The 14,710-nt window shown below is 66.8% G+C and carries 8 protein-coding genes and 1 pseudogene; 3 read left to right on the top strand and 6 right to left on the bottom strand.

Annotated features, from left to right (window positions below; genetic code table 11):
- Nucleotides 1-7 precede the first annotated feature (7 nt).
- Complete coding sequence (locus ACFU5V_RS35210) at nucleotides 8-622, bottom strand: TetR/AcrR family transcriptional regulator (RefSeq protein WP_378439603.1); 615 nt, start codon at nucleotides 620-622, stop codon at nucleotides 8-10.
- 246 nt (nucleotides 623-868) lie between these two features.
- Between ACFU5V_RS35210 and ACFU5V_RS35215 the strand changes: the two genes are divergently transcribed.
- From ACFU5V_RS35215 to ACFU5V_RS35225, 3 genes are all read left to right on the top strand, one after another.
- Nucleotides 869-1,822, top strand: a complete 954-nt coding sequence (locus tag ACFU5V_RS35215) for a metal-dependent hydrolase (protein WP_378439601.1) — start codon at nucleotides 869-871, stop codon at nucleotides 1,820-1,822.
- A complete protein-coding gene (locus tag ACFU5V_RS35220; protein WP_378704991.1) occupies nucleotides 1,819-2,976 on the top strand; it encodes a hypothetical protein in 1,158 nt (385 codons plus the stop codon). The genes ACFU5V_RS35215 and ACFU5V_RS35220 overlap by 4 nt, the downstream gene beginning before the upstream one ends.
- Before the next feature lie 434 nt (nucleotides 2,977-3,410).
- Nucleotides 3,411-3,569 (top strand): hypothetical protein, encoded by a 159-nt coding sequence (locus ACFU5V_RS35225; protein ID WP_378704993.1) that lies wholly within the window; start codon nucleotides 3,411-3,413, stop codon nucleotides 3,567-3,569.
- Nucleotides 3,570-3,619: 50 nt separating this feature from the next.
- Here the strand turns inward: ACFU5V_RS35225 and ACFU5V_RS35230 are convergent, their stop codons facing one another.
- The 5 genes and pseudogenes from ACFU5V_RS35230 to ACFU5V_RS35250 form a co-directional block, all read right to left on the bottom strand.
- Nucleotides 3,620-10,753 carry an amino acid adenylation domain-containing protein gene (locus ACFU5V_RS35230; protein ID WP_378704996.1) on the bottom strand — a complete coding sequence of 2,378 codons (7,134 nt, stop codon included), beginning with the start codon at nucleotides 10,751-10,753 and terminating at the stop codon, nucleotides 3,620-3,622.
- Nucleotides 10,754-10,904: 151 nt separating this feature from the next.
- Entirely contained in the window at nucleotides 10,905-11,891 is a 987-nt protein-coding gene (locus ACFU5V_RS35235; RefSeq protein ID WP_378704998.1) for a glycine betaine ABC transporter substrate-binding protein, read from the bottom strand.
- A pseudogene (locus tag ACFU5V_RS35240) lies at nucleotides 11,888-12,624 on the bottom strand (ABC transporter permease). Before ACFU5V_RS35240 ends, ACFU5V_RS35235 begins: the two are co-directional and overlap by 4 nt.
- Nucleotides 12,621-13,853, bottom strand: coding sequence for an ATP-binding cassette domain-containing protein (locus ACFU5V_RS35245; RefSeq protein ID WP_378705000.1), 1,233 nt, complete (start codon nucleotides 13,851-13,853; stop codon nucleotides 12,621-12,623). The pseudogene ACFU5V_RS35240 and the gene ACFU5V_RS35245 overlap by 4 nt, the downstream one beginning before the upstream one ends.
- Complete coding sequence (locus ACFU5V_RS35250) at nucleotides 13,850-14,488, bottom strand: ABC transporter permease (RefSeq protein ID WP_378705114.1); 639 nt, start codon at nucleotides 14,486-14,488, stop codon at nucleotides 13,850-13,852. Before ACFU5V_RS35250 ends, ACFU5V_RS35245 begins: the two co-directional genes overlap by 4 nt.
- Between the last annotated feature and the right edge of the window lie 222 nt (nucleotides 14,489-14,710).

Raw genomic sequence — 14,710 nt, forward strand, 5'->3', positions numbered from 1 at the left:
CCGGACGTCACCCAGCGGACGCCGGACTCCCCGTGACGGCGACCGCGGATCCCACCCATCGGCGCAGGTACGCACGCAGTTCGTCCTGGCTACGCGGCGGGTTTCCCGGCGAGATGAAGAACGACTGCATGGTCCGCAACTGATACTCGACGAGCTCACGCAGGGCGTGCTCCCCGTAGCCGTGCCGCTCCCAGTCGACGTCGAAGCGCCGGATCATCGTCATTCCGAAGGCGAGGGCTTCCTCGGACGTGATTCCCTCGGTATGTGAATGGGAACCGGACAGCATGATGCCGAGCTGCGGAACGCGGGGCGCTTCGTTGAGCGTGTAGATCACGGCCTCGACCACAGCCTCTGCGGGATCCGCGATGCCGGCGACGTGTTGCGTCAGGCGGTCGAGGAATCCGTCGACCGCGGCGATGGCTGCAGCCCGTAGCAGCGAGTCGGTGCTGGGAAAGTACCGGTACACAGTCTGACGGATGACGCCGAGGGATTCCGCAACGTCGGCGATGCTGATCGCCGTGCCTTTCCGGCTGATGAGCTCGACTGCGGCGATGACGATTCGCCGGGACGCTTCCTCGTCACTTCCGGGTGGGCTGCCGCCCCACCCACGCCTGCCTGCCATTGCCCGTTCCCCTACCTCTCGCACGGCGTCGTCGACCCGGACGTGCTGCACGGGACGACGGCGCAGTGCCCGACCTGGACTCAGAGGTTACCGCGAGCGCGTTCGCGCTTTCGGCCGCAGCAGTTCTCCCCGAATCTGCCGAAAGTAATCATACAGATCTGAGTGTGTGTGTATGTTGTTGAGTCTCGGGTCTCCACCTGCCCACAGACTGCAGCCACTCATGCCGCACGAGACGAGGAATTGCACATGTCCGACCTGCACCCCCGAAAGATGGATTTCGCGTTCGACGAACAGGACGTCCCGTTCCTCTGGAACCCCGACAACCCCGCCTGGTCGAGCATGTCGAACGCGATCTCGTTCCTGGCCATCGGTTTCGAGAAGATGATCGTCAAGGCGATCATGCAGGCCAAACCGTTGATGACCGATCCCGAGGTCGCGGAGGAGGCCGTGGCGTTCATGCGCCAGGAGGGCCACCACTCGACCGCGCACCGTCAGCACGTCAAGGCCCTGATCAGGCGGTATCCGGGACTCCAGAACACGCTCGACGCGGTGATCGGCGAGTTCGACCTCCTCACCGAGGCGACGAGCCTGAACTACCGACTCGCCTACACCGCGGACCTGGAGGCGACGTTCACGCCGGTGTTCAAGCTGATGCTCGACAACGACGCGACCCTCTTCCGGCCGGGCGACGACCGGGTTGCGTCCCTGTTCATCTGGCACTTCGTCGAGGAGGTCGAACACCGAAGTTCAGCGCTGGTGATCTTCAATTCCCTTGTCGGAGAAGAGCTGTACCGGATGAGGATGGCACCGTCGATCTTCACGCATGTGATGAAGGTCGTCCGAATCGCCTGCGCAGGGTTCAACCAGCACGTCCCACTGAGAGAGCGGAAGGTCGATTCGATGTCGATGTTCGCGACACACCGCACCAAGCAGAAACTGCTCACCGCGTTCGCGCCCTACCTGAGCAAAGGGATCATGCCGCGCGCGTTCGACGACCTCCCCCGCGGGGAACAACTCACCGCCCTGGCCGGCGTCGTCCGGAGTCAGATGCCGAAGCACAACCCGACGCACGAGAAGCTGCCCGCGCTCGCCGACGAGTGGTTCACCCGATACGACGCCGGCTACGACTGCACCCGCTGGTACACCGCCGAGTCGGGTGAACGTCGGACCGAGTCCGCGGCGGCGGTGGTCAACGGATGACCGATCTCTGCTCACCCACGTTCGACCAGCTGTCGACGGCGCTCGGCTTCTCGTGCGCCGAGGCCGGTGGCCTGGTCGAGGTCCGCAATCCGTTGGCCCTGGAGAACTGGACGCTGCCGGTTCTCGAGTTCACGATCGTGCTCGGGTCGGTGCTCGCGCTCGTGTTCGCGATCCTGCGCTGGCGCCGCAACGGCGATCCGACCACCCTGGCGCTCTGGTTCGGCGCCACCGCGTATCTGTTCGTCATCGAACCGCCGCTGTACTTTCCGGCGGCGTTCGGGATCGAGGAACACGTGGACACCATGTTCGCGCACAACGTGTTCACGGTGGACTTTCTGTGGGGTCGGCTGCCCCTGTACATCATCGCGATCTATCCGCTGATGGCCACACTGGCCTTCGAGCTCGTCCGGATGCTCGGCGTATTCCGCAAATACGGCGTGCTCGTCGGCGCGGTCTGCGTAGGCTTCGTGCACCACGCGTTCTACGAGATCTTCGACCAGCTCGGGCCGCAACTGAGGTGGTGGGAATGGTCGACCACCAACCCGGTCAACCAGCCCATGTTCGATGCGGTCCCACTGCCGAGCGTCGTGGTGTTCGCGGCACTGTGGCCGATGTCGCTGGCGCTGTGCGTCCAATTCTTCGTGGGTCGCCACATCGACCGTGGCCGTACCTTCACCGGGCTCGAACTGGTGTGGCGGACAATCGTAATCGGCCTCCTGGCGTCGGCGGGCACGTTCATCCTCCCGATCCCGGCGACGGTTCTCGGGATGGAGAGCACCACGGTCCGGGGATTCCTCTACGCGGCGGAAATCGTCCTCGTCACGCTCGTCTCGATCCCGGTCCTGGCGCGGCAGTGGTCACGGCTGCGCGGTGGGACGTCGGACGTTCCCGCCTACTCGAACGACTTCGTCCGTGTCTACAGCGTGGTGTACCTCGGCGTGATGGGTCTGCTGTGGGCGACCGCGTTACCGGACTACCTCGCGGCCGTCGACGGTGTCACCGGCAACGGCGATCCCCTCGGAAACATCTGGTACACGATCGCCTGCTTCGCGATCGCAATTCTGTGCGTCACCGCCACCTTCACGGTGCCGCGGAGTTCCGTGGACGGACACGGTCCGGTCACCGGCGAAAGGGCGCCGCACGCCGTCCGATAGCTGTCGCGCATTCTCGTGATCGACGACCGCCTCCTGCCAGTCCCGGTCGGTGACCGGACCGCTGTGTGCAGTCGGAGCGGCCACACCGAGCCAAGTGCCGATCTGCTCCCACGACCGGCCACCGGCGAGCGCATCGATCACCGACCGGGCGAGGAGTTCTTCGTCCTGTTCGCGCGACAGACGGATCGGGGATTGCACCAGCCGGAGCTGTCGACGGTTCGGGCCCGCCTCCTCATCCATTCCGGCGACTGTACCGGGGCCGGATTTCCTGTTCGTTCGCCGAACGGCACGGCTGCGGTCCCCGGACACCTGGCCACCCGGCCGAGTGGCACATGACCGGGTATGTGGTGTACAACATAGTCGGCCACGATGTGAACCAGATCACAGGCGTGACCCTGAGGCACACATATCGGTACCCGACGAAAGCAGGACGCATGGCGACAGTCTCGATCATCCCGGCAACTCCCACCGTGTCGCGGACGCCCCGCCACGGCGGCTCCATGAGCACCGCGGAGATCAAGTCGAGGATCGAGGCCATGTTCGCCGACGACCGGACGCCCGCCCGACGCGCGGGCACCGCAGTCTCCTCGTAGCTGCGGCGGACGGTGCGCTGACCTCCGCCCGGTGTCGACGTTTCTACCCGTTACGACACGTCGACGCGCGCCGCCTTGTCGGCGATCATCACGTGGTGTGCGAGGACGGGGCCGATGCCGGCGAGGGCTTCCGGACTCGTCATCTGCTGGTGCGACACGGGAACGTTGTGCACGAGGATCTCGCCGCTGATGTGCTGCCGCCACGCGGAGACTCCCGTGGGGGCGTCGAAGGAATCTGCCGCTCCGAAGTAGAGCAGATCGACGCCGCTCGGTGTCGACGGGCGGTGCGCGAGCGTGAGGTCCACAGTCTGCGTGAACACCCGGTGCACGGCCTCGAGGTCGCCCGCGGTCACGGCCGCGAACGGTCCGCCGGTGCGCCGCAGCACCTCCACGGCACGATCTGTGGTTCTCGCATCATCTCCGTCATCCGGGACCACCGCGCCGAACTCGGCGAGAAGTGCTGCCATGGTGGGCTTCTCGGCCGTGCGATCGAGACCTCCGGCCAGATGGGTGTCGAGCATCGCGAGCGTGACCACCTCGTCGCCGGCGCCTGTGAGCTGCACCGCCATCTCATGGGCGATCTGACCGCCGACCGAATAGCCCACCAGGTGGTACGGGCCGTGCGGCTGCACCGCCCGGATCCGGTCGACATACCGGGCCGCGAGTTTCTCCAGGGAGCCGACATGCAGGTCCGGGTCGGTGAGCGCCGGGGACTGCAGCCCGTACACGGGACGATCGCCGAGGTACTGCACCAGTCCGGTGAAGCACCAGGCCAACCCGATCGCCGGATGGACGCAGAACACCGGGCTGCCGGTTCCGGTGGTGCGCAGCGGCAGCAGTACGTCCAGTGACCGGTCGGCCTCATCCTCCGATCCGGGATCCTCCGGTGCCGTGACGATCATGTGTGCCAGGGATTCCGGCGTTGGATGGGTGAAGATCCACTGCACCGGCACGGCCCGCGCGGAAGACTCGGCGATCCGGGCGATCACGCTCGTCGCGGTGAGCGACGTGCCACCGAGCGTGAAGTAGTTGTCGTCGAGGCCGACCCGCTCCAGTCCGAGCCCCTCGGCGAACGCGGCGGCCACCACCTCCTCGGTCGCGTTGCGCGGCGCCCGGTACTCGGCGCGCCCCGCGGTGAAGTCCGGTTCCGGCAGGGCCGCGCGGTCGAGTTTCCCGTTCGCGGTCACCGGCACGGCGTCGAGCACCGTCACGGTCGCAGGGACCATGTGCGGGGCCAGGCGCGCGCGGGCGTGTGCCAGGACGGCGGACGTGTCGAGATCCGATCCCGCGACGGGGACGACGTAGCCGGCCAATCGGTCGCCGCTGGTGTGCACGACGGCGTGGTCGATACCGGGGTATCCGAGGAGGGCTGATTCGATTTCGCCGAGTTCGACACGGAAACCACGAATCTTCACCTGACAATCCGAACGACCCACATACTCGAGCACCGGCCCACCCACACCCTCCCGCCACCGCACCACATCCCCCGTCCGATACATCCGCTCCCCCGGACCACCGAACGGATCCGCAACAAACCTCCCCGCCGTCAACCCCACCCGATTCCGATACCCCCGCGCCAACCCCGGACCCGACAAATACAACTCCCCCACCGCCCCGAACGGCACCGGCCGCAACCGCGCATCCAACACCACCTCACCGAACCCGACAACCGGACCACCAACAGTCACCGACCCTCCCGCCACCAACGACTCACTCGCATTCGACATAATCGTCGCCTCCGTCGGCCCATACGCGTTGAACATCCGCCGACCCGGCGCCCACCGAGCCACCAACTCCGCCGGACACGCCTCACCCGCAACCACCGACGTCTGCAGAGTCTCCAACCCGGACGGATCCAACGACGACAACGCCGTCGGCGTCAACACCGCATGCGTCACCCCCTCACCCACCAGAATCCGCGCCAACTCCTCCCCGCCATACACCGTCGGCGGAACCACCACCAACCGGCCACCCATCCCCACCGCCCACACCAACTCGAACACAGACGCATCGAAACTCGGCGACGCACACTGCAACACCCGCGCACCCGCACCTCCCCCGAACTCCGAACGCTGCGACGCCACCACATTCGCCAACCCCCGATGCGTCCCCACCACCCCCTTCGGCACACCCGTCGACCCCGACGTATAAATCACATACGCCGCCTGACCCACCCGCACCGGAGCACCCCGATCCACATCCGACACCGCCCCCGCCGACACCGACGACAACCGCTCCACCGTCCCGACATCATCGAGCACCACCCACCGCACCGCACCCGGCAACCGATCCACCGAACCCGACACCGTCACCCCCACAACCACACCCGAATCAGCAACCATGTGCTCGATCCGACCCACCGGATACTGCGGATCCACCGGCACAAACGCCGCCCCCGTCTTCGCCACCGCCCACACCGACACCACCGACTCCACCGACCGCGCCACCGCCACCGCCACCACCGACTCGGCACCCACCCCCACCTCCAGCAACACCCGCGCCAACCGATTCGACGCCTCATCCAACTCCCGATACGTCAACCGCCGCCCCTCACACACCACCGCCACCGCATCCGGAACCACCGCCACCGACGCCGCCAACAACCCCGGCAACGACACCTCCGGCGCCGACCCCCCACCCACCACCGGCGACAACCGAGCCAACTCGGCCGCGCCGAGAACGTCGATGTCGCCGATCGGGCGATCCGGCGATGCGGTGACCGCGTCGAGGATCCGGACGAACTGATCCGCGAAGCCGCGGACGGTGCCCGCGTCCAGGACGTCGGTGGCGAAGCCGAATGCGGCGGACATCCCTGCGGGCGCGCCGGTTTCGTCGACGTTCTCACTGAGGGTCAGGAACAGGTCGCATTTAGCGACCTCGACGCCGGCGTCGACGACCTCGACGGTCAGACCGGGCAGTTCGAGTCGGCTCTCCTCGGTGTTCTGGAATTCGAGCAGCACCTGGAACAGTGGGGCGTGCGCCGTGGACCGCACCGGGTCGACCGCCTGCACGACCCGGTCGAACGGCACCTCTGTCTGCCCGAACGCGCCGAGATCGGTGTCGCGGACGTGCGCCATCAGGTCGGTGAAGGAGCGTTCGGGTGCGACTTCGGTCCGTAGCACCACGGTGTTGACGAACATGCCGACCATCTCGTCCAGTGCCGCGTCGCCGCGGCCGGCGACGGGCGTGCCCACTGCGAGATCCGTCGCACCGCTCAGCCGACCGAGCAGGACGGCGAGAGCGGCGTGCGCGACCATGAACAGTGTCGAATCATGACTCCGAGCAAGGTCGGACAGCTTCCTGTGCAGGTCCGCGCCGATCGCGAACGGCACGGTGGCGCCGTGCGAGGACCGCTGCAGGGGTCGCCGGCGGTCGAGCGGCAGCTCGAGCAGCTCGGGCATCCCGTCGAGGGTCCGGCGCCAGTAGTCCAGCTGCGCCGAGATGGGCGAGTCCGGGTCGGTGTCGCTGCCGAGGGTGCGGCGCTGCCATAGCGCGAAGTCGGCGTACTGCACCGGCATCGGCGCCCACGCGGGCGGATGTCCGTGTGCACGCGCGGTGTACGCGATCATCACGTCGCGGGCCAGCGGCGCCATCGATGATCCGTCCGCCGCGATATGGTGCAGAACCAGGGCCAACACGTGTTCGTCCGGACCGATCCGCAGGAGTGCGATGCGCATCGGGACCTCGCTGCGCACGTTGAATTCGGCCGACGCCAGTGACACCAGCTCGGTGCGCAGCGCCGCTTCGTCGGACACGGTGACCGGAGTGAGGTCGAGGGTCACCTGGTCCACGGGAAGCACCACCTGGTGCGGGCCGTCCGCGGAGCCGGGGTAGACGGTGCGGAGTGGTTCGTGCCGGTCGACGACGTCCTCGAAAGCGGCGCGCATGGCCTCGATGTCGAGTTCGCCGGACAGGCGCAGCGCGATCGGAATGTTGTAGGCGGGCGAAGCCGTGTCGACCTGGTTGACGATCCACATCCGCTGCTGCGCCAGCGACAGCGGCAGGCGATCGGGGCGTACGCCCCCGGTGAGTACGGCACGCGCCGCGACGCGGCGATCTGCTTCGTCGGCGCGGGCGGCGAACCCCACCACCGTGGGTGCCTCGAACAGCTCGCGGACCCCCAGGCCGGTACCCAGTGCGGAGTTGACACGGGCGACGACGCGGGTCGCGCTCAGCGAATTGCCGCCCAGGTCGAAGAAGTTGTCGTCGAGCCCGGCCCGATCGAGTCCGAGTACGTCGGCGAAGGTATCTGCCACGGTCCGCTCGGTCGCACTGTCCGACGCACGGAAGACGGTGCGTACCACCGCGAAATCCGGTGTGGGCAAGGCCTGCCTGTCCAGCTTGCCGACCGGGGTGAGGGGCAACTCGTCGAGGATCACGATCGTCGCGGGCACCATGTGCGCGGGCACACTGCCGCGCACATGGTCGGTGACCTCGGCGACGTCGGGTTCGCCGTCACCGGACGGTAGAACGTACGACACCAGGACGGTGTCCCCGGACGGGGCGGTGCGACCGAGGGTCACCGCGAACGCAATACGGGGATGCTGCGTCAGCACCGCATCGATTTCGCCGAGTTCGACGCGGAAACCACGAATCTTCACCTGACAATCCGAACGACCCACATACTCGAGCACCGGCCCACCCACACCCTCCCGCCACCGCACCACATCCCCCGTCCGATACATCCGCTCCCCCGGACCACCGAACGGATCCGCAACAAACCTCCCCGCCGTCAACCCCACCCGATTCCGATACCCCCGCGCCAACCCCGGACCCGACAAATACAACTCCCCCACCGCCCCGAACGGCACCGGCCGCAACCGCGCATCCAACACCACCTCACCGAACCCGACAACCGGACCACCAACAGTCACCGACCCTCCCGCCACCAACGACTCACTCGCATTCGACATAATCGTCGCCTCCGTCGGCCCATACGCGTTGACCATCCGCCGACCCGGCGCCCACCGAGCCACCAACTCCGCCGGACACGCCTCACCCGCAACCACCAACGTCTGCAGAGTCTCCAACCCGGACGGATCCAACGACGACAACGCCGTCGGCGTCAACACCGCATGCGTCACCCCCTCACCCACCAGAATCCGCGCCAACTCCTCCCCGCCATACACCGTCGGCGGAACCACCACCAACCGGCCACCCATCCCCACCGCCCACACCAACTCGAACACAGACGCATCGAAACTCGGCGACGCACACTGCAACACCCGCGCACCCGCACCTCCCCCGAACTCCGAACGCTGCGACGCCACCACATTCGCCAACCCCCGATGCGTCACCACCACCCCCTTCGGCACACCCGTCGACCCCGACGTATAAATCACATACGCCGCCTGACCCACCCGCACCGGAGCACCCCGATCCACATCCGACACCGCCCCCGCCGACACCGACGACAACCGCTCCACCGTCCCGACATCATCGAGCACCACCCACCGCACCGCACCCGGCAACCGATCCACCGAACCCGACACCGTCACCCCCACAACCACACCCGAATCAGCAACCATGTGCTCGATCCGACCCACCGGATACTGCGGATCCACCGGCACAAACGCCGCCCCCGTCTTCGCCACCGCCCACACCGACACCACCGACTCCACCGACCGCGCCACCGCCACCGCCACCACCGACTCGGCACCCACCCCCACCTCCAGCAACACCCGCGCCAACCGATTCGACGCCTCATCCAACTCCCGATACGTCAACCGCCGCCCCTCACACACCACCGCCACCGCATCCGGAACCACCGCCACCGACGCCGCCAACAACCCCGGCAACGACACCTCCGGCGCCGACCCCCCACCCACCACCGGCGACAACCGAGCCAACTCGGCCGCGCCGATCGCGGCGAGTGGAGTGCCGGGGTCCGCGGCGAGCAATTCGTCGATCAACCCGACGACGGCGGCGTGATGCGACCGCAGTTCGTCGTCGCGGTAGCGGTACGGGTTGGCCTCGAACTCGACGATCGTCGATGCCGGGGTGCCGCTGCGATACACGTTGACGGACAGGTCCGGGACGGGACCGGTGGTGAGAATCCGGAAGTCTCCGGTCAGCGACCCGAACGTGAGGTCCTGATCGAACAGCATCACGTTGACCATCGGTCCCGAGATCCTGCGCGCCTCGGCGGACACACCCAGGTCACGCAGGATGTCCTCGACGTTGCCGCGCTGGTGCCGCATCGCTCCCATCAGTTCGTGCTGCACCCGGGCCACGAGGTCGCCGACCGTGTCCCCGGCTCGGACCTGCACCAGCAGGGGCGCGACGTTGGCGAGCATGCCGCTGGACCGTCGCAGAACGGCGGTGGTGCGGGCAGACAGCGGAATGTCGACGAGGACGTCCTCGCGTCCCGTCCGGCGCGAGAGATGGCAGGCGAAAGCGGCGATCAGCGCGGCGGCCGCCGTCGCGCCGGGCCGGCCGCCGGTGTCCTCGAGCCGGGCGACGGTATCGGGCGACAACGCCGTGCGCACGGTCAGGCTGTGCGCGGCGGGGGGAGCCTCGACATCGGTCAGGGAGGCCCCGTTCGTTCGCCTGTGGAGGCGTTCGGCCCAGTAGTCACGGTCGGACGAGAACCGGTGGGATGCCCGGTAGTCCTCTTCGAGGCGGTGCAGGGTGTGCAGGTCCGCGGCACGGTTCGGTTCGGGAGAACGGCCTTCGACCGCCGCGGTGTACAGGGCGGCGACACGGTTGACCAGCGTCATCGCCGCATATCCGTCGAGGGCGACGTGGTGGATCCGGCTGTACCACACGTGCCGATCGTCACCGATGCACAGCAGGGAAGACTCGCACAGGTGGTCGTGTTCGAAATCTACTCGCGCCGTGTAGTTGTCGTGCATCCACGCCTCGGCCGCTGCCATCGGGTCGGATGCGCCGCGGAAGTCGACGACGCCCATGGCCGCGTCGGCCGGCGGATCGATCACCTGGTGTGGCTCCCCGTCGACGTCGATCAGACGCAGGAACACCGACTCGTACTCGTGGCCCGCAACGAGCGCGACCTCACGGAACAATTCGACGTCCAGCGACCCACGAATGTCGACGTACTGCGCGATGCAGATCGGCACGTCCGGGGCGAGTTGCTGCGCAAACCACAGCCCGTGTTGTGCCGCAGACAGCGGGAACGGATCCGATCGATGCTCACGGTAGGTCGCTCGTGCGGCGTGTTCCATCAAATCACCAATCAGGGTGTTTGCGCCGCTGGGCTCACGGCGGGACGCTCGGTCCATCTGTACAGGGGCGCCGGACAAGCCGGTGCCACTACAGTCCCGTGGAACGCCGCGCGCGAGAACACACCCTAGGTGTGTTGTGTGGGCACCCTGATCACGCCACGAGCGACTCGCTCTTCAGCCAGTCGTACGCCACATCTGCGGGATCCTCGCCGTCGATGTCGACTCGGCCGTTCAGTTCCTGCATCAAGTCGTCGGTCAGTCGCTCGGAGACCACACCCAGCAGGTCGGCGATCTCCGGATATCGATTGATGATCTCGTCCCGCACCACCGCGGTGCCGCTGTAGGGCAGGAAGAACTTGCGGTCGTCGTCGAGGACTTCGAGGTTCAGGTTCTTCACGCGACCGTCGGTGGTGTAGACCATTCCGAAGTTGCAGGGTGCGCTCTGCGCCGTGGACGTGTACACCACACCGGCATCCATCCGGGTGACGTTGCTCGAGGGAACACCACCGGGGGCGTTGAGGGGGATGCCGTAGGTTTCGAGCATCGGAACGAACCCGTCCGCACGACTGAAGAACTCGTCGTCGACGCAGAACGTCCGTTCGGATTCCGGCAGACGTGCGACATCCGAGAGCGATGTGACGCCCAGCCGCTCGGCGGTCGGTGCCGATGCGGCGAAGGCGTACGTGTCGTTGAAGTTGGCCGGCGGCAGCCATTCGAGGTCGTGGTCGCGCTGCTCGACGTCGTGCACTCGCTGCCACAGTTCCGCGGGATCCGAGATCGTCTCCGTCTCACTGTGGTAGTTCACCCACCCCGTGCCGGTGTACTCCCACAGGATGTCGGCGTCACCGTTGAGTTGTGCTTGCCGTGAGGACGCGGATCCCGGCGCGCCCGTGAGGTCGGTGACCTTCGCGCCCGCCGCGGCCAGGTAGGTCGCGGTGATCTTCCCGAGGAGTACCCCCTCGGTGAAGCTCTTCGACGTCACGACGAGGGCGGCATCCGCCAGTGGGCGATCGCCACCGGGCAGGGTCGCGTCGTGGAACGTGCCCGAGGAGCTGACCAATCCGCAACCGGAGGCCATGCTGGCAGACACCGTGACCGCGATCGCGGTCGCGGCAAGTCGAAGTCGCAGCCGGTTCATGCCACTCCTCGCGGGGTTGCGGCGAGCTCGACCAACCGTCCGAGCCAGTCGATGATCAACGCCAGTAGTCCGACCAGGATGGCCCCGGAGATGAGCAGTTTCGGCAGGAACAGTGTGACTCCCGTCGTGATGAGCGTGCCCAGGCTGGTGGCGCCGATGAACGTGCTGAGGTTGCCGTGCCGACGAGGATGACGAGTGCAGTCCGGACGCCGTTCAGGATCACGGGGACGGCGAGCGGCAACTCCACCTGCACCAGCGTGCGCAGACCCGAGAAGCCGATGCCTCGCGCGGCCTCGATGGTTCGTCGATCGACCTGATCGATACCGACGATCGTGTTCTGCAGGATGGGCAGGATCGCGTAGACCACGAGCCCGACCACCGCGGTGCGGAATCCGGTGCCCAGCCACATGGTGAGCAGAACGATCAGACCCACGGCGGGCGCCGCTTGGCCGACGTTCGCGAAATTGACCACTACCGGCTTGACCGGTCTGGCCTTCTCCCGGGTGAGCACGATTCCCAGGGGTATGGCGATCAGGACGACGATGACCGTGGCCGTCAGGGTCAACGTGATGTGGTCGAGGATCGTCGTCCGGAGGTTGCTCCAGCCCAGGGACGCCTCCTCGGTCGGCGTCAGGGTGGTGGACCGGTACCACAGGATGTATGCGGTGCCGAGGACGACGATGAGAAGGGGTTCGAACCACACATCCATCGGCAGGCGACGAAGCCGGTTCACGCGGTCGTGCCCTCGGTGTGCGCGGTGTACGTGACGTGCCCGTCGCCGGCCCGCGCGTCCGACAGCTGTCCACGGATGACCGCCATCACCGTCGCGATGGTGAGTGCACCGGTCACCGCACCTCGGCTGTCGGTGACGAGCACCCCGCCCTGGCTCGCGGCCAACATGGAGTCGAGCGCATCGTTGAGCGTGGACGACGGCGCCACCACCGGGAGACGCGGGTCGACGTAGTCGGACACCCGCTCCTTGGTGGCCACTTCGTCGAGCGACGGCCACGCTTGGGCCCGGCCGTCGCCGTCGACGACGACGATCCACGTCGCGCCCTGTGCCCGAGCGCGACCGATGACCTCGTGAGACGGCTCGCCGATTCTCGCGGTCACCACCGGATCGTGCTCGACATCCTTCACCCGCGACAGAGTCAGGTGGGCGAGCGTCGCACCCGACCCGACGAACTCCTCGACGAAGGGGGTGGCCGGCTTCGCCAGAATTTCCTCGGGCGTCGCGTACTGCTCGATGTGGCCGCCCTCGGAGAGGATCAGGACCTTGTCACCGAGTTTTGTGGCCTCTTCGAAATCGTGTGTCACGATCACGATCGTCTTCCCGAGCTCGTGCTGAATTGCGATCAGTTTGTCCTGCAGGCGAACCCGAGTGATCGGATCGACCGCCCCGAACGGCTCGTCCATCAGGAGGACCGGCGGGTCCGCGGCGAGTGCACGTGCCACCCCGACCCGCTGCTGCTGCCCGCCCGACATGTCCTTGGGGAGCCGGTCCTGGAACGTGGCGGCGTCGAGTCCGACGAGATCGAGCAGATACTCGGTGCGTTCGGCGATGCGTTGCGCATTCCACCCCAGCACCCGCGGAATGGCGCCGATGTTCTTGGCCACGGACCAGTGCGGGAACAGGCCACCCGACTGGATGACGTAGCCGATCGACTGCCTGAGCTTGTCCGGATCTTCGCCGGTGACGTCGCGGTCGCCGATGAAGATGCGTCCCTCGGTCGGCTCGATGAGGCGATTGATCATTTTCAGTGTGGTCGTCTTGCCGCACCCGGACGGACCGACGAATGCGACGATGTGGCCGGCCTCGATATCGAGATCGAGTTTCTGCACGGCCGGCTTCGCCTGGCCACGATACTGCTTCACCACTCCGTCGAGCCGAATGGAGGCACCGGTGACCGTGCGCTCGCCGGCCACCGTGTCGGCGGCGCTCCCGGTCTTCTCGTCGGTCATGACAGTCCCTTCGCGATGGTGAGCCGCCCGAGGAGGACGAGCAGGCCGTCGAACACCAGGGCGATGACGACGATGAGCACGGTTCCGGTCAATGCCATCTCCACGGAGTTCGTCCCTCCCAGTCGGGACAGGCCGTTGAAGATCAGCGAGCCGAGTCCCGGCCCGAGAACATACGCCACGATCGCGGCGACACCGACGACCATCTGAGTCGACACCCGAATCCCGGTGAGGATGACCGGCCAGGCCATGGGCAACGACACCGAGAACAGGATGCGTCGACGGGAGAGCCCGATCCCGCGTGCGGATTCGATGACCGAATCGGGAACCGAGCGCAGACCGACGATCGCGTTGCCGATGACAGGCATTGCCGCGAAGAACGCCAGCATGATGAACGACGGCACGACACCCAGCCCGAACGGCACGATCAGCAGGGCGAGCAATGCGAGGGACGGGATCGTCAACGCGACCCTGCTGGTGGTGAGTGTCAAGGCCGAGAAGAGCGGCAGGCGGTGCACCGCGATGGCGATGATTACGGCGACGATGGTTCCGACCAACACGGTTTGGAACGCGAGCGATGCGTGCTGATACGTCAGGAACCCGAGGAACTCTCCCCTTCCCTGCAGGTAGTTCCACATGTCCACGAGATTCCCCCTTGCGGCCACCGTGTTTCGGGGGCACATCGACTCCAGTACTCCGCCCGTGCCGGACGGCGACGATACCGCCCGGATACCGACGACGACCGAGTACCCAGTCTCGCCGATCGCAGACCGATCTGCAGGAAAGAGGATCGGCGTGTCCGCCAACTGCGGCGACGCCGATCGATACAGAAATCAACCGATTGCGACACAGTTGAAATC

Source organism: Rhodococcus sp. NPDC057529 (genome assembly GCF_042802055.1).
Taxonomy (GTDB): domain Bacteria; phylum Actinomycetota; class Actinomycetes; order Mycobacteriales; family Mycobacteriaceae; genus Rhodococcus_F.